Below are 14,581 nucleotides of genomic sequence, written 5' to 3' on the forward strand. Positions count from 1 at the left end.
CCCTTGAACTTGCGATGTCGCGCCGCAGCTGGACGCGTGCGCCCGTGTGCTTTGCGCATCCTTCGCATCCCCTCACTGCAGTCGGTGCGGGTGTGCATGTCCAGCCGATTGTGTTGGCGCCGAAGGTCTTGCGGGCTGCCTTATAACCTGCGCCGGCGCCTTGCGCTGCGGACCCGGCGCCGCTTCGGCGCGGCGCAATATCAGGGCGAGGCGATCAAAGCTGGATTTTGTGCCATTCTGCTCGGGCTCCGCCAGATAACTGTCCAGCTCGGGCCAAGCCCGAATCGCGATATCCAGGTCAGGATCGCTGCCCGTCGCATATAACCCCGCGCGGATCATGGTTTCCGACCGATCATACGCGCCCATCATTCGCCGCACCCGCATCAGAAGAGCGTTCTCATCGTCCGTTGCCGCGCGCGGCAGGCTACGCGAAACGGAGCGCAAGACGTCGATGGCAGGATAGCGCCCTCGCTCGGCGATGGCGCGGTCCATCACCACATGCCCGTCCAGCACACCGCGCAATATATCTGCAACCGGCTCGTCCATGTCCGAGCCTGCGACAAGCACGCTGAAGATGCCGGTGATGTTCCCTTCTCCCTCGACACCAGGTCCTGCCCGCTCGCAAAGGGACATGATCATGTGCGAGGTCGAGGCCGGAAACCCCCGCAAGCTGGGCATCTCGCCTGCGGCTGTGGCCACCTCGCGATGCGCCTCGGCAAAACGGGTGATCGAATCGGCCAATAGCAACACCTCGAGGCCTTGCGCACGAAAATACTCAGCGACTGCCATAGCCGTCCAGGCACAACGGCGCCGCACCAGCGCCGAACGATCTGACGTCGCGGCGATGACAACGGAGCGCGCCATGCCTTCGGGGCCAAGAACTGTCTCGACGAATTCACGCAGCTCGCGCCCCCGCTCTCCGATCAACGCAAAAACGACGATATCCGCCTCCATATGGCGCCCCAGATGGCCCAGAAGGCTGGACTTGCCAACGCCAGATCCGGCGAAAAGGCCAATCCGCTGGCCGCGCACGATAGGCAAGAAGGTGTTGAAAACACTCATCCCAGTTTCGAGCCGCGGGCCGAGCGCTCGTCGCTGGGCAGGCGGCGGGGGCGCGGCCCGGAGTGGGCAGTCGCGCGAACCGCGGCGCAAGGGACGTCCATCCATGGGCAGGCCAAAAGGATCGACGATACGCCCGATCCAGGCCGCGGATGGCGAGATGCCAGACGCCCCATGTAGGGTTGCACGGTCTCCAAGAGACACGCCCATCGGTGCTTCATCAGGGAGCATGACAACACAGCCCTCGGCCAGTCGAAGCACTTCACCCCATAAAGGCGCGCCATCGCGCCGCGCAACCAGCAACCGGTCTCCAAGTCTCGCTGCTGCAGAGAGGCCGGCAATCTCGATCGTGGCGCCTGAGACGGCAGACACCCGCCCGACGGCGTGCACAGCGGTCAGCCCGGCAATTTCGGCCCCAAGGCCATCCAGATCTTTTGTGCGCATCGAACTCTCCAAAAATCTTCTGAAAACAATTTCTAAAGGAATCAGAGTTAATCCTTGGTTGAAGACGAGACGAAAGAGGCGAACCGATGTTCGAAAAACTGCAGATATTCAAAATGGCACATGCCATGGCGCAGCATGCCGGCGCGCGTCAGGCCGTGCTGGCACGCAACATCGCCAATGCCGATACACCGGGATACACGGCGCGCGACATCGCGCCCTTTGCCGAAAGCTACAAGAGCGACGCGGCCTTTGCCCAGCGCGCCACGCGGCCCGGACATTTCGGCGATACCGCTGGTAGTTACGCAGTTCAGGCCCGCGCTGGAGATGCGGCCATGTCCGATCCAAACGGAAACTCCGTCGCGCTTGAGCATGAGATGCTCAAGGCGGTCGATGCCAAGAGGCAGCACGACCGCGCACTGGCGATCTACAAGTCATCCCTCACCGTCCTGCGCGCCGCGACCGGGCGCCGATAAAGGAGTTACGTCATGAGCGATTTTTCCGATTCGCTGTCGCTGTCCTCATCTGGCCTGAGGGCGCAGTCCCAACGGCTGCGCCACCTGTCCGAGAACATCGCCAACACCGACACGCCGGGCTACCGGCGCAAGACCGTCCCATTCGAGACGGTGATGCACGGCGATACACCCGGCGCCGTAGAGACGGGGCGCGTGCGCCTTGACCGTGCGGAACTGCAGGAAATCTACGACCCGTCCCACCCCATGGCGGATGAGAACGGCATGTATTCTGGCTCGAATGTCGAGCTGGTCATCGAGATTGCGGACGCCCGCGAGGCGCAGCGCAGCTACGAGGCCAATCTCAAAATGTTCGATCAGGCACGGCAGATGTCATCATCCCTCATGGATCTGCTGCGCCGCTGACCACCCTGACACCCCAAACCAACCGAGAGGATTTCCAGAATGGAACTTTCAGCCCTTAGTGCAGCAGGCCGCTACGCCGCCGCACGCCCCGCGACCGAAGCGGCACCCGGCACTGGCGGCCCGTCGCAACTGGCCGCGAACCTGGCCCGCGACTTTGCCGCCACCTTGCAGGAGAGCGAGGCGATCTCGACAGCGGCCATGTCCGGAGGTGCCGACCCGCATGCTCTGGTACAGGCCCTGGCGCAGACCGAGCTGGCGGTAGAGACCGCTGTCACAGTGCGCGACAAGGTCGTCGAAGCCTACCAGGAAATTCTGCGGATGCCGGTCTAGGCCAATGCATAACGAAGTGATCTTCTACGACACGCTGCGCCAGGGGCTCTGGGTGGCCGTCGTCATCTCGATCCCCATTCTGACGGTCGCGCTACTGGCGGGCCTCACGGTGGGGCTCTTTCAAGCGCTGACGTCGATCCAGGAAATGACGCTCACCTTCGTGCCGAAACTGGCTGCGATTGTTGCCGTTTTCTGGGTGACCATGGGCTTCATGACCACAACGCTTGTGTCGTTTTTCCAAGATCGCCTGATCCCGCTCATCATAGGAGGCTAGCCATGGAAAACGCCGGATATACCACGCTGACGCGTCAATCGGGTCTGCTGCGCGAGATGCAGGTTGTTGCCAACAATATCGCCAATACGGCGACCACTGGCTACAGGCAGGAAGGTCTGATCTTTTCCGAGCATGTCGCCCGGATGGAGGAGGGTCCTTCCCTGTCAATGGCCAAGGCCAACGTGCGCAACACGTCCATGATCCAGGGCGCGATCACCCAGACCGGCGGAACGCTGGATTTTGCGGTCGAGGGAGATGGCTTTTTCCTGATCGAAACCCCTGCGGGCGAGCGGCTGACCCGCGCGGGCAGCTTCTCGATTTCGGCCGAGGGCGACATGGTGACCAATGACGGCTACCGAGTGCTCGATGCGGGCGGCGCCCCCGTGTTCATCCCGCCCGACGCCAGCAATCTGAACGTCTCACCGGATGGCACCGTCAGCCATGATGGCCGTCCGTTGGCACAAATCGGCCTCGTCCAGCCCGTCGACCGCGTCGGCCTAATCCGGGAGGACGGGGTGATGTTTCGCTCAGAGGCCGGATACGAGCCCTCAGAGAACGGGCGCATTCTCCAGGGCTTTCTTGAGGGCGCGAATGTCGATCCCATAGGCCAGATGGCCCGCATGATCGAAATTCAGCGCGCCTACGAAATGGGCCAGAGCTTTCTCGACAGCGAGGACAAGCGGATAAGATCCGCGGTCCAGACCTTCATTCAATCCAGATAGGAGACAGCACATGCGTGCCCTCAAGATCGCCGCCACAGGCATGGCGGCCCAGCAAATGCGGGTCGAGACGATCTCGAACAACCTCGCGAACATGTCCACTACCGGCTACAATGCCCGGCGCGCCGAATTCGCCGATCTGCATTATCAGCAGCTCAGCCGTCCGGGCAGCGTCAATTCAGCCGACGGTACCGTCCTGCCCACCGGGGTCCAGCTCGGCCTCGGCGTGCGGCCTGCCGCAGTGTCGGTCCATCTGTCGCAAGGCTCTCTCTCGGCGACGAATGGCGATCTCGACCTCGCGATCGAGGGCAACGGGTATCTCGAGGTCCAGCTGCCCTCGGGCGAGGTCGGCTATACCCGCGACGGCGCGCTCAAACGCTCGGCCGAGGGTGTGATCGTCACCTCCGACGGCTTTCCCGTCGCGCCCGAAATCGTGATTCCCGACGACGCCCGAAGCATCTCGATCAATGGCGAGGGCGAGGTCTACGCCTATTTTCAGAACACCGCAGACGCGCAGCTTCTGGGCCAGTTCAGTCTTGCCAATTTCACCAATCCAAAGGGTCTCGAGGCGCGCGGCAGCAATCTTTTCACCGAAACCGAAGCATCCGGCCCCGCGCTCAGCACGACGCCCGGCCAAGACGGCCTTGGCACATTGCGCCAGGGGTATCTCGAGGACAGCTCGGTCGATCCGGTGCGCGAGATCACCGAACTGATCGAGGCGCAGCGCGGTTACGAGCTGAATTCCAAGGTCATCTCCGCCGCCGACCAGATGCTCGGCGCGACGACACAGGTGCGCTGATGCGGTATCTCGCAATCGCCGCCTGCCTGATGGCCGCGCCGGCCGCCGCCGATACGGTTCTGGCCGCCCGGACAATTCGTGCGCAGACGCTGATCTCGCCGCAGGATCTGGTGGTCAAGGATGTCGATGTAATAGGCGCCATTTCCGACCCCGCGCTGATCGCGGGCCAGGAGGCGCGCGTCGCGCTTTATGCCGGGCGGCCCATCCGGCCCGGCGATGTCGGCCCGCCTGCCCTCGTCGAGCGCAACCAGATCATCTCGCTGATTTACGATCAATCCGGCCTCAGCATCACCGCCGAGGGTCGCTCGCTGTCGCGCGCCGGTCCGGGCGAGACGGTGCGGGTAATGAACCTTTCTTCGCGGATTACCGTCTCGGGGCAGGTCATGCCCGACGGCCGCGTCCTCGTATCCTATTAGGAGGCCCAGTTATGCGCCCCAGTTTCCTTGGTTTTTGCCTCATTCTCGGCGTGGCTGCCTGCTCGCGTGCGAACCATATCGGCAAGGCCCCGGATTTCACGCCAATGAACGAGTCGCCCGAGCAGGCCGCGATGTTCAGTCCCGGCCTGCCCGAAACAACCACCTATGCACGCCGCGCCGATCAGGCATCCCTCTGGACGGCGGGCCAGCAATCCTTGCTGGGCGACCGACGCGCGATGAAGCGCGGCGATATCCTGACAGTCGTGATCGAGATCGACGATGAGGCAGAAATTTCGAACTCCACCTCGCGCTCGCGATCCGGCAGCGAAAGCCTCGGGATACCGCAGCTCTTCGGCCTGCCCCAACGCATTGACGGCAAGCTGCCGGAGGGCGCGAGCCTGGGAGATGCGGTGTCGATCAACTCCTCGACAAAGTCGGATGGCGATGGATCCGTCAGCCGCCGAGAAGAGCTGACACTGCGGGTTGCGGCCACCATCATGCAGGTGCTGCCCAACGGCGTTCTGTCGATTCAGGGCAGCCAGGAAGTGCGCGTCAATTACGAGATGCGCGAGCTTCTGGTGACCGGCTACGTGCGGCCCGAAGACATCAGCCGCCAGAACGAGATCACTTATGACAAGATCGCCTCGGCGCGAATCTCCTACGGCGGGCGCGGCCAGATCACCGACATGCAGCAGCCGCGCTATGGCCAGCAGGTGCTGGATGCCATCCTCCCCTTCTGAAAGGCATGTACCGCATGAAAATGCTTCTTCCCCTCATTCTTCTGCTCGTCGGTATAGGCGGGGGCGTCGGAGCCGGCCTTGCCCTGCGCCCCGCCCCGGCCAGCCATGCCGACGAGATGGCCACGCCTGATGCACCGGACGGCGCAGAAGCTGCCGCCAGCGATGCTGCAGACGACACCCATGGATCCAAAGAGCACGCCGACGACAGCCACGGCGAAGATGATCACGAGGCCAGCGCAGGCTCGGAATATATCAAGCTGAACAACCAGTTCGTTGTGCCGATCGTCACGCGCGATTCAATCGAAGCAGTGATCGTGATGTCCCTCAGCCTCGAAGTGCCGTCAGGACGCTCCGAGGCGGTCTATTTGCACGAGCCCAAGCTGCGCGATGCGTTTTTGCAGGTGATGTTCGACCACGCCAATATGGGAGGATTCGCCGGTATTTTCACAGACACCGCCAAGCTCAATCTGCTGCGCTCAGCCCTCTACGAAGTGGCGACAACGGTTCTCGGGGATGGTGTTAACAGCATCCTGATCACCGATTTTGTCCGCCAGCAGATGTAGGGCCGTTCATCAGCGCCAAGTACTGGTCACGCTCCAGATCACGGCCCTGCGCAGCCTTGCGCCGGGCCTTTCTTTCATCTTCGATGATGCGCCGAACAGCCTCAGCTCGGCCAAACGCATGGCGTAGTGCAGCCAGCTTCTCGGCCTTGCGCACCAGAACCTGCGCCAGCTTGACGTTCAGCTCCTGCCGCGTGCGCTGTGTCCAACCTTGCCACAGGAGATCCGCGCCGATGGCGCGCGGCGCAGCCCACTGCTCGAGCGGCAGCGCACGGGAGGCCATGCGTTGTGCATCGAGTTCAGCGAGGGACTGCCTAAGCGCGGTCTCTTCGGCGCGAATATCCTGCATAGCGGCTTGCGCCGCCTGATACGCCGCCTCCATGGCCTGGCTCAGTTGCACGCGGTCCGTCATACTCGCCCCTTTGCCCGGCGGCGCATCGTCTCGGCAAAGCGGATGGCGGCGGCCACGGCCCGATAGTGATCGGGGTCGATCTGCTCGCCGATCTTGGTCGTGGCATAGAGCGCCCGCGCGGTCGGCGGATCGTGGCGGATGGGCACGCCGTGCTCTGCCGCCAGCTCGCGGATGGCAAGCGCCATGTGATCGACTCCCTTGGCCACGCATGTCGGTGCGGCGCCGGGCGCGCGGCTCCATTTGAGTGCAACGGCGTAATGCGTCGGGTTGACCAGAATGACGTCCGCGGTCGGCACATCGGCCATCATGTGTTCGGACGCGATCTGCGCACCGCGTGCGCGGCGCTCGTTTTTCATATGCGGATCGCCCTCCTGCTGCTTGGCCTCGTCACGCATATCCTTGTGCGACATCCGGTTCTTGCGCAGGTGGTCGAAATGCTGCCACAAGAAATCTATTCCACCGATGGCCAGCGCCACGATGCAGACGACCAGCATAAAGTCGATCAGAACATCCCCCAGCAACGCCCCGATCCCGCCCGGATCAGCATAGAGCGAGCCCTCAAGCTCGGGGAGGCGCACCTTGAGAAAGATCCCGAGGACCACCGAATAAACGATCAACTTGACCGCGCTTTTGCCAAATTCGAAAAGCCCACTGAGGCCGTACTTGTTCTTGGCGTTCGGGATCGGATTGATCCGCGATGCCTTGAATGTCAGCTTGCTCGGGGAAAAAACCATGGTCCGCGTCGCGAAGAGAGACAAGAGGGCGAGGCCGGCAGGCAAGAAAAACCAAGCTGAAAGGCCCATAAATACCTCGGCGATCATGCCGCCCACGGGCGCGGTCGCATGCCCGGCGAACATCATCTGCGAGATGCCGTCAGCCTGATCGATCATGACCATCAGCTGCGTGCTGAGATGGGTGATCGAGTACGAGCCGGCAATGAGCCCGGTGATCAGAAATCCCCAATAGGCTGCGGCCGCCGTCAGATCGGCAGAGCGGGCAAGTTCACCCTTTTTGCGGGCCTCATCCAGCTTGTGCTGTGTCGGCTCGTGGGTCTTTTCGCTGTCATCCTGCTGCTCGGCCATCAGCGCGCTCCCAAGGGATTGATGACATAACCCTGCAAGGCTTCGGCCCAGACGCTAAGCATGATGGGGGCCAGCAAGAAGAGCAGCATCAGCCCACCGAGCGTGATCACCGGGGCACCAACGAAGATCACCATGAGCTGCGGCATGGCCCGATTGATGATCCCGAGAGTCAAATTATAGAGGACGGATATCAGCACGAAGGGCGCCGCAAGACGAAATGCTAGCGAGAAGGCACCCGAGACTTGCGCAATCCCCCATTGCGACACGGCTGGAGCGGCGGGCAGAGCGCCAACCGCGAATACCTTGTATGTCGTGATGATCATGGACGCGACGTGGACGTGCAGGTCTAGAATCATCGCCAGTGCAATGCCGCCCATCGTCAGCAAATGCCCCATCGCAGGCAGGGGAGTTGCTCCAGCCGAGCCAAGGATCTGCGACAGCGACGTCGCCTGCGCCGCCATTGAACCCGCCGTCTGAAGCGCCAGCAGGAATAGCCGCAGCCCAATACCCAGCATCAGGCCGATCCCTGTTTCAGTAAGGATGATCATCCAGATCGATGTGCCGGGCATGGACGTGACGGGAACATCCGCGGCAGCGGAGGGCGCCACAATCACGGTGAAGGCCAGGGTCGCGACCAGTTTGATCCGCACCGACACGGTCTGCTCACCAAAGCCGGGAAAGAGCGCCACAATCGGACCCACGCGCAGAAACACAATTGCATGCAGCCAGAATACCTCCTGACTGATTTGCAAAAGCTGCGCCAGGCCCGTCATGCCGCGACGACGCCGATCAAGGAAGGCTGCGCATCAGTGCCGATTTCCTCGAAAGACAAAACTGGATTTCCGATATTGCGCGCCGCCAGCACCGTGCGGAGGAAGCGGCGCCGTGCGGTCGATGTCACGATCGCCGGGTAGATCCCCATATCCGCAGCGCGTGCAACCTCGCCCGAAACCGAGCTGGTCAGCGTGTTGAAGAGCTCGGGCGGCAGCGCCACGTCAAGCCGCCCACGATCGCCGTCCATCTGATAGGTCTGGAACGTGTCCTCCCATTCCGGCGCCAGCTGAATCAGCGGCAGCGTGCCATCGTCGCGCTGCAAATTCGCCACCAGCTGGAAACCCAGTCTCTGACGGACTTGCTCGCAAATCGCATCCGGACCTTGCACGATCTGGCGCGCCTCGGCCGTCGCTTCGAGGATTAGGGGCAGGTTTCGCACCGAAACCTGCTCGGCCAGAAGCAGCCGCAGCACCGCATGCAGAAGGTCGGCCGGGACGCGATCAGGAATCATTTCATCCAGCAATTTGCGATTGGCCTCGGACCGGGCCGGATCGCTGAGATTAACCATTTCGTCGAGAAGGCGCCGCATCGCTTTCGTGGTCAAAAGACGGCTGAGATTGCGCCGAATAACTTCGAGCAGGTGGGTAGCCAAAATTTCGGTCGGCGCGACGATCGTGGCGCCAGACAGCGCGGCTTGCTCTTGGTCCTCGGTCGAGATCCATCGCGCTGGGGCGCCATAGACAGGCTCGGTCACTTTTTCGCCCGGCGGCAGATCTGCGACCGACCCGGGATCGAGAAGCAGAACCTGATCGACCCGCAGTCGCGCACGCCCCTGCTCGACCCCTTGGATGCGAATGGCATAACTTCCTCCGGGGAGTGACGGATCATCAGTCAGGCGTATTTCCGGCAGGATCAGCCCGTATCGCGTGGCCACATGGGTGCGCATATTTGCGATCCGCGCGTCGAGGCCTGTACCCGGATCGAGCACGAGGTTGACGAGATCTGGCGCGAATTCAACATGGATGTCGTCAAGCTCCAGAACATCGCCCAATGATTTCTCGCGCGGCTTTTCTTCAGTCTCCTGCAACGGCTTTTCAAGAGCCGCCGCCTGTGCCTTCCGGTAAGACAGAACCGCAATCGCGCCCAAGCTGATCCCACCGATCATGAACGGGATGAAAGGCAGTCCGGGAACAAGCGCAAACATCACCATGAGCACAGCGACCGTCCCCATCGCCGCCGGGTGACGCCCCAGCTGCGCCGTCAGCGCAAGATCCGTTGCACCGGTGCTGCCCCCACGTGCGAGCAAAAGGGCCGAGGCGATCGAGATGATCACCGCGGGGATTTGCGTGACCAGACCATCTCCGACCGTCAGAATCGTGTAGGTTTCGAAGGCCGTGCCCAGGGGCATGTCATGCACGACAATACCCATGATCAAGCCCATCACGAGGTTCAAAAGCGTGATCAAAAGACCGGCGACCGCATCTCCCTTGACGAATTTCGACGCGCCGTCGAGCGAGCCAAAGAAGGTCGTTTCCTGTTGCTCGCGCTCCCGTCTCTCGCGTGCCTGTCGGTGATCGATCGCTCCGGCGGACATATCGCTGTCGATCGCCAGCTGCTTGCCCGGCATGCCGTCCAGCGCGAAGCGCGCGCCCACCTCTGCCATGCGAGCCGCACCTTTGGTAATCACCATGAAGTTCACAATCAGCAGAACGCCAAAGACCACGAGGCCCAGAAACACGCTCCCGCTCATCACGAAACTGGCAAATCCCTCAATGACATCGCCGGCGGCGTCCGTCCCGGTATGCCCCTGCCCGATGATCAGCTTTGTCGATGACACGTTTAGGGAAAGCCGTAACATCAGAGATGCCAGAAGGATCGTAGGAAACGCTGAGAAATCCAATGGGCGCTCGATAAAGAGCGTGACGGTAAAGATGAGAATCGCCAGCGCGAATGACGCCGCGAGCCCCACATCCAGCACCCAGGCGGGGACCGGCAAGATCATCATGACGATGATCGCCATAAGCGCGAGGGCCAGAAGGACGGTTGGCTGAAAAACATCGCGGACGGAGAACCGGCTCATTGCGCAGTGTCCTTTTTCGCAAAAAGAGGCCGTCTCGACTGTGCGGCTCCGCCCAGCGGCACGAGCGAGCCGAAACGCGACGCGACCGTGGCGGTCTTTAAAAACGGATATGGGTTGTCGCGCGTCACCGGTGCACTGCTCTGATCCGATGCCGCTTGCGCCAAATTGGACTGCCCGCTGCTTCGAGGATCCAACGACGCGATAATTTTATCAAACCGCGCGCGGTATCGGTCCGAATGGTTCGGCGTGCGCGAATGATAGGCGCCCGCCGCGGCAGACCAATCAATCGTTTCGCGGCGCAGGGCCTGCAGAAATTCAGCCGCATAGAGCGCATTGGATTGCGGATCAAACATCTCGTCAATGGACGAGAAATGATGTCCGTGCCATTTGTAATTCACCTGAAAACACCCGACATCAAAGCTGCGCGCACCAATTCCGTGATGCCGCGAGACGTATGCGAGTGCCTCAGCGCGGGATGCGAACCACTTACCAGCGCCCTCCATGTTCACGGTCCAGGGCCATGGAGTAAGACGACCTTCGACAGCCCGCCCCGTCTCGCTGCGCGTGATAGCCAGCAAGACGTCCAAAGGAACGCCCGTTTGCGATGATGCAGCCCGCGCCGCCTGATCACAGATTTCGGATGTGGCTGCCGAGGTGCTTGCGGGGAGACAGACCACCAACGCGCAAACGATCCTGCGCAACGCCGTTGCAACGCTACCCGACATTGCGCTGGCTCCGCTTCGGCAGAATTGATCTCCACCTGCGATGCAGCCGATTCTATCCAACACGCGACCCCTTCTTACGTTCTGTAGTTCGAGATCGAAATTAGCGTCGAATTCTTTACAAAAACTGACCGACAGCCATCATTCGGCGTTATTCACGCCGATGATGCCGGTCTCGCTTAGCAGCTTGGCAATATCTGACCTGGCGCCTTCGCTCTGCTCCAAGAGCTGCTTGCCACGCTGAAGTTGGCGGGAATCAAGTGCCGCCTCAACATCTTCAGTTTGATCGATAACGTTGCCGAGGGCCGGGCCGGCGATTTCACTTGCAGCGTCCCAAGCCTCGGCGAGAAGCGCCTCGCGCAGCGCGTCGTCTGAACGGCCCGCCGCCAAGTAGGCGTGATGTGCGGATACGTGATTGCCTTTCATCCCGTATGCCTTTGCCCGTAAGATTTGCGCCTCCTCGCCCTCCAGCCCCATGAGCCCGGCCAGTGCCGCCTCCGGCAGCCCGCTGGCCAAGTCAATCTCGGCCTCCAGATATCGGGCCCGTTCGGTCAGCCCCCAGGATTTCGATGCGCTCAAATATCTTCGCGCTTCATCAGGAAATCCCAAATCCAGCATACGGCGCGCTATTTCGAATAGGACCTGACCGCTCGCTGCAGACCATTTCACACCATTTTCTGGCAAAAATTGTTTCAGGAACTGCAAATCACTACTGCCGCGAACGATAAGTGCTGCAACCGCCGCGATGGCTCGCTGCTCGGATGGTGATGCATTTTTCGCGGCCCGCTCAAGCAGGCCGGCCACTGCCTCATCATAAAGGCCGGCAGAGGCCGCTGCTGCGATACTAGCATCCACGAGTTGCACCCCCAGGGGACCGCCTCGTTGCTCCTGCGCGTGGCTTTCGATCAACGACTTCGTGGCGGAATCAACAGCTTTCTTCGAATCAATTTGCGCCCAAACCATCTCCAATACCGCAGCGGCCGAATGCGCGTTGTTTTGATTGACGACGTCCTCGTAAAGCTTGGCTGCGTCAGCGGGATTATCCGCCCGAGCTTCTGCGAGGGCGCGAGCCATGACCTCAGCGTCGGTGGCGGTTCTGGGAGCCCATTCTAGCAGCTTCATGATACGAGCAGAGTCGTCCGCGCGGCCCCAATCCGTAAACTTCACCGCCAAACGAGGCACAAGTAATTCACGCAAGTGAATTGGATAGCTAGACAAAGTGCGTAGCATCGCATTCACGTTGGGAAGCTGATCAAGCAGGTCACCGGACTGTGCTAGCGCCGACCAAAGAGCAACGGCCCCGTCACATTCGATTTGTCGGTTAAAAACCGATATGTCGTAAGTCTCCTGCTCGACGATCAGAGCCATGGCGTTCAGGATCTCAGCGGTTTCGCTATCCTCGATCCACTCGACCAACTGCTGCGCCTCTTTTCCAAAACCGAAGTATACGTAAAGACGCGCAAGCCTCAAAGCGGCCGCGGGCGATACAACATCAAGATCCTCCACGAATCCCAGCCGCGCTGCACTCATTTGCTGCGCAAAGGACCGGTCGGTGCCCCATAGATCAATGGCGAGTTGCTCGTCCGGCAAACAGGCCCAGCCCGCAGCAGTGTGCGCCTGATCCGGTATAGTCGAATTCGGATCGAGCTCGGTCGCGCTTAGGGTTCCGAAGCTGACATGCCTTGAAACGTCCGGTTGCGTATCGGCGCCGTCCACCCTCAGTGGATCGGTAGCACTGAGGCCTCCCCTGTCCTCGGAGGTGTTGATAGTCCGATGGTTCTCGACCTTTAGCAAACCCATTGAGGCGGCGATCGTTATGTCTTGCGCAATGGCTTTCCGTGCAGGTCTCAAAAAATCGGTAGTCTGATCCACTACTTTGGGTTGGTCTTTCATCAATGCGGCGAGGCGCGAACTTGCGAGTCGGCCTGCTGTAACGGGCCGGGATGATGCAATCAGGGCAGCTGACACGGGCAAACCGGACGTGTGTGGGTGGTCGCGATTCAGCGCCGCTTCCGCAGTCGATGGTTCATCGGGGCCACGCGGCGCGCCTAGAATGTCGATTACCAGCATCGAATTCCCAGCCCAGCTGATGTCGACGCGGCAATCGCAATTCATCTCGATTTCCATTGCCCCAACTTGATCGGCAACATTCACGCGCGCCAAGCGATTTGCGGACAAACGATCGAAAACTTGGTCAAGATCGAAGGTTCCTTCGAAGCCTTGGATCGCAATGGTTCGCCTGCGGCCATCTTCCTTTACGGACCAAGGAAATCGTTTTGGTACATCTACCACCAATCTCGAAAAACCATCGTGCTCGCCAGACCGGACCGTTGCCTGCTGCGCGCAGGCAACGTCGCCGATTAAGAGCACCGCAAGCGCCGCAACGAGATAATTTCCACTCCACATCATGCGGCGTCCTGCTTGACCGACTTCAGTGCTTCTTCCAGATCGCCGAAGGAGGGCCTGCAATGCGCTGGTGTGTTTTGACGGCCGACCTCAATGCAAATGTTGGTCGCGTGATTGTGCAGATTAGCAACAAGAACCTCACGAATTAGGTGATAGAAATGTGCATCCTCTTCGACCACGGCCTTCACCTTGGCCGCGAACGGTCCTACCAAGCCATAGGCCAGAAACACGCCTAGGAAAGTCCCGACAAGCGCACCACCAATCATCTTGCCCAGGATTTCCGGGGGCTGGTCGATAGAGGCCATCGTCTTGATGACACCGAGAACAGCCGCCACGATACCAAGAGCGGGCAGACCATCGGCCATGGTCTGAAGTGCATGACTTGAATGCAGCGCATGTGAAAGGGTCGCATCCATCCGCTTTTCAAGCACTTCTTCCACCTGATGCGGATCATCATAGTTCATGGATGCCGAACGCAAAGTGTCACTGATGAGCGCCACCGCCTCCTTATCGGCCAGTATTCTTGGATATTTCCCAAAGATCGAAGACGCTTCCGGCGCTTCGATATGCTCTTCGATCGCCACCGGATTAGACCGCGCAAGGCGTACCAACTCGAAGAGGAGGCACAGCAGGTCACGGTAATCACCCTGCTTCCATTTGGCTCCTTTGAAGACTTTGCCAACATCCTTGAGCGTGTGTTTGACGCCGGCCATGTCGTTACTCAGCAAAAACGCACCCGTCGCCGCACCGCCAATCATCATCATTTCGAAGGGAAGGGATTTGAGGATGATGCCCAGCTTGCCACCCGCCGCAAGGTAGCCGCCGAAAACCATCACAAATATGACGACGATACCGATCAGCCCGATCATGTTGCTCTCCAGAAAACGAT

General features: G+C 60.7%; 17 protein-coding genes. 9 read left to right on the top strand and 8 right to left on the bottom strand.

The features are described 5' to 3' along the window. Positions 1 to 72: 72 nt before the first annotated feature. Positions 73 to 1,503 carry a FliI/YscN family ATPase gene (locus BW975_RS16225; protein WP_083687162.1) on the bottom strand — a complete coding sequence of 477 codons (1,431 nt, stop codon included), beginning with the start codon at positions 1,501 to 1,503 and terminating at the stop codon, positions 73 to 75. A gap of 86 nt (positions 1,504 to 1,589) precedes the next feature. Between BW975_RS16225 and BW975_RS16230 the strand changes: the two genes are divergently transcribed. The 9 genes from BW975_RS16230 to BW975_RS16270 are packed head-to-tail and all read left to right on the top strand — an operon-like array spanning position 1,590 to position 6,219. Then, on the top strand, positions 1,590 to 1,976 hold the full coding sequence (locus tag BW975_RS16230; protein ID WP_076535404.1) for a FlgB family protein: 387 nt from the start codon (positions 1,590 to 1,592) through the stop codon (positions 1,974 to 1,976). Between the two features lie 12 nt (positions 1,977 to 1,988). Then, positions 1,989 to 2,378, top strand: a complete 390-nt coding sequence (flgC, locus tag BW975_RS16235) for a flagellar basal body rod protein FlgC (protein ID WP_076535405.1) — start codon at positions 1,989 to 1,991, stop codon at positions 2,376 to 2,378. Positions 2,379 to 2,417: 39 nt separating this feature from the next. After that, on the top strand, positions 2,418 to 2,708 hold the full coding sequence (fliE, locus tag BW975_RS16240) for a flagellar hook-basal body complex protein FliE (RefSeq protein ID WP_076535406.1): 291 nt from the start codon (positions 2,418 to 2,420) through the stop codon (positions 2,706 to 2,708). 4 nt (positions 2,709 to 2,712) lie between these two features. After that, positions 2,713 to 2,982: a flagellar biosynthetic protein FliQ gene (locus BW975_RS16245; protein ID WP_076535407.1), complete on the top strand. Its 270-nt coding sequence runs from the start codon at positions 2,713 to 2,715 to the stop codon at positions 2,980 to 2,982. A 2-nt stretch (positions 2,983 to 2,984) separates the two neighbouring features. Beyond that, positions 2,985 to 3,704 carry a flagellar hook-basal body complex protein gene (locus tag BW975_RS16250; protein ID WP_076535408.1) on the top strand — a complete coding sequence of 240 codons (720 nt, stop codon included), beginning with the start codon at positions 2,985 to 2,987 and terminating at the stop codon, positions 3,702 to 3,704. A 10-nt stretch (positions 3,705 to 3,714) separates the two neighbouring features. Further along, positions 3,715 to 4,500 (top strand): flagellar basal-body rod protein FlgG, encoded by a 786-nt coding sequence (gene flgG, locus BW975_RS16255; protein WP_076535409.1) that lies wholly within the window; start codon positions 3,715 to 3,717, stop codon positions 4,498 to 4,500. Next, the gene (flgA, locus tag BW975_RS16260) at positions 4,500 to 4,916 is read left to right on the top strand and encodes a flagellar basal body P-ring formation chaperone FlgA (protein WP_092746270.1); all 417 of its coding nucleotides are present in this window, start codon (positions 4,500 to 4,502) and stop codon (positions 4,914 to 4,916) included. The genes flgG and flgA overlap by 1 nt, the downstream gene beginning before the upstream one ends. Positions 4,917 to 4,927: 11 nt before the next feature. Then, entirely contained in the window at positions 4,928 to 5,656 is a 729-nt protein-coding gene (flgH, locus tag BW975_RS16265; protein WP_076535411.1) for a flagellar basal body L-ring protein FlgH, read from the top strand. 5 nt (positions 5,657 to 5,661) lie between these two features. Then, positions 5,662 to 6,219, top strand: coding sequence for a flagellar basal body-associated FliL family protein (locus BW975_RS16270; RefSeq protein ID WP_335743507.1), 558 nt, complete (start codon positions 5,662 to 5,664; stop codon positions 6,217 to 6,219). Here BW975_RS16270 and BW975_RS16275 read toward each other — a convergent pair. The 7 genes from BW975_RS16275 to motA all read right to left on the bottom strand — a co-directional run bounded on the left by BW975_RS16275 (position 6,191) and on the right by motA (position 14,561). Beyond that, on the bottom strand, positions 6,191 to 6,628 hold the full coding sequence (locus tag BW975_RS16275) for a hypothetical protein (protein WP_076535413.1): 438 nt from the start codon (positions 6,626 to 6,628) through the stop codon (positions 6,191 to 6,193). The genes BW975_RS16270 and BW975_RS16275 overlap by 29 nt on opposite strands. Beyond that, positions 6,625 to 7,710 carry an EscU/YscU/HrcU family type III secretion system export apparatus switch protein gene (locus tag BW975_RS16280; RefSeq protein ID WP_076535414.1) on the bottom strand — a complete coding sequence of 362 codons (1,086 nt, stop codon included), beginning with the start codon at positions 7,708 to 7,710 and terminating at the stop codon, positions 6,625 to 6,627. Before BW975_RS16280 ends, BW975_RS16275 begins: the two co-directional genes overlap by 4 nt. Next, complete coding sequence (locus BW975_RS16285) at positions 7,710 to 8,483, bottom strand: flagellar biosynthetic protein FliR (protein ID WP_076535415.1); 774 nt, start codon at positions 8,481 to 8,483, stop codon at positions 7,710 to 7,712. The genes BW975_RS16280 and BW975_RS16285 overlap by 1 nt, the downstream gene beginning before the upstream one ends. After that, complete coding sequence (gene flhA / locus BW975_RS16290; RefSeq protein WP_076535416.1) at positions 8,480 to 10,564, bottom strand: flagellar biosynthesis protein FlhA; 2,085 nt, start codon at positions 10,562 to 10,564, stop codon at positions 8,480 to 8,482. Before flhA ends, BW975_RS16285 begins: the two co-directional genes overlap by 4 nt. Then, on the bottom strand, positions 10,561 to 11,349 hold the full coding sequence (locus BW975_RS16295; protein ID WP_244512620.1) for a transglycosylase SLT domain-containing protein: 789 nt from the start codon (positions 11,347 to 11,349) through the stop codon (positions 10,561 to 10,563). Before BW975_RS16295 ends, flhA begins: the two co-directional genes overlap by 4 nt. Positions 11,350 to 11,427: 78 nt before the next feature. Further along, a complete protein-coding gene (locus tag BW975_RS16300) occupies positions 11,428 to 13,695 on the bottom strand; it encodes a hypothetical protein (RefSeq protein ID WP_076535418.1) in 2,268 nt (755 codons plus the stop codon). After that, positions 13,692 to 14,561: a flagellar motor stator protein MotA gene (gene motA / locus BW975_RS16305; RefSeq protein ID WP_076535419.1), complete on the bottom strand. Its 870-nt coding sequence runs from the start codon at positions 14,559 to 14,561 to the stop codon at positions 13,692 to 13,694. Before motA ends, BW975_RS16300 begins: the two co-directional genes overlap by 4 nt. Positions 14,562 to 14,581 lie beyond the last annotated feature (20 nt).

The organism is Roseovarius nanhaiticus (assembly GCF_900156535.1).
GTDB lineage: Bacteria > Pseudomonadota > Alphaproteobacteria > Rhodobacterales > Rhodobacteraceae > Roseovarius > Roseovarius nanhaiticus.

Excerpts from the sequence above, each read along its gene's own strand:
- BW975_RS16245 (WP_076535407.1), top strand. The coding sequence starts at position 2,713 with ATGCATAACGAAGTGATCTTCTACGACACGCTGCGCCAGGGGCTCTGG.
- flgA (WP_092746270.1), top strand. The coding sequence starts at position 4,500 with ATGCGGTATCTCGCAATCGCCGCCTGCCTGATGGCCGCGCCGGCCGCC.
- flhA (WP_076535416.1), bottom strand. The coding sequence starts at position 10,564 with ATGAGCCGGTTCTCCGTCCGCGATGTTTTTCAGCCAACCGTCCTTCTG.
- BW975_RS16225 (WP_083687162.1), bottom strand. The coding sequence starts at position 1,503 with ATGCGCACAAAAGATCTGGATGGCCTTGGGGCCGAAATTGCCGGGCTG.
- BW975_RS16270 (WP_335743507.1), top strand. The coding sequence starts at position 5,662 with ATGTACCGCATGAAAATGCTTCTTCCCCTCATTCTTCTGCTCGTCGGT.
- flgC (WP_076535405.1), top strand. The coding sequence starts at position 1,989 with ATGAGCGATTTTTCCGATTCGCTGTCGCTGTCCTCATCTGGCCTGAGG.
- BW975_RS16280 (WP_076535414.1), bottom strand. The coding sequence starts at position 7,710 with ATGGCCGAGCAGCAGGATGACAGCGAAAAGACCCACGAGCCGACACAG.
- BW975_RS16285 (WP_076535415.1), bottom strand. The coding sequence starts at position 8,483 with ATGACGGGCCTGGCGCAGCTTTTGCAAATCAGTCAGGAGGTATTCTGG.
- flgG (WP_076535409.1), top strand. The coding sequence starts at position 3,715 with ATGCGTGCCCTCAAGATCGCCGCCACAGGCATGGCGGCCCAGCAAATG.
- flgH (WP_076535411.1), top strand. The coding sequence starts at position 4,928 with ATGCGCCCCAGTTTCCTTGGTTTTTGCCTCATTCTCGGCGTGGCTGCC.
- fliE (WP_076535406.1), top strand. The coding sequence starts at position 2,418 with ATGGAACTTTCAGCCCTTAGTGCAGCAGGCCGCTACGCCGCCGCACGC.
- BW975_RS16300 (WP_076535418.1), bottom strand. The coding sequence starts at position 13,695 with ATGATGTGGAGTGGAAATTATCTCGTTGCGGCGCTTGCGGTGCTCTTA.
- motA (WP_076535419.1), bottom strand. The coding sequence starts at position 14,561 with ATGATCGGGCTGATCGGTATCGTCGTCATATTTGTGATGGTTTTCGGC.
- BW975_RS16275 (WP_076535413.1), bottom strand. The coding sequence starts at position 6,628 with ATGACGGACCGCGTGCAACTGAGCCAGGCCATGGAGGCGGCGTATCAG.
- BW975_RS16250 (WP_076535408.1), top strand. The coding sequence starts at position 2,985 with ATGGAAAACGCCGGATATACCACGCTGACGCGTCAATCGGGTCTGCTG.
- BW975_RS16230 (WP_076535404.1), top strand. The coding sequence starts at position 1,590 with ATGTTCGAAAAACTGCAGATATTCAAAATGGCACATGCCATGGCGCAG.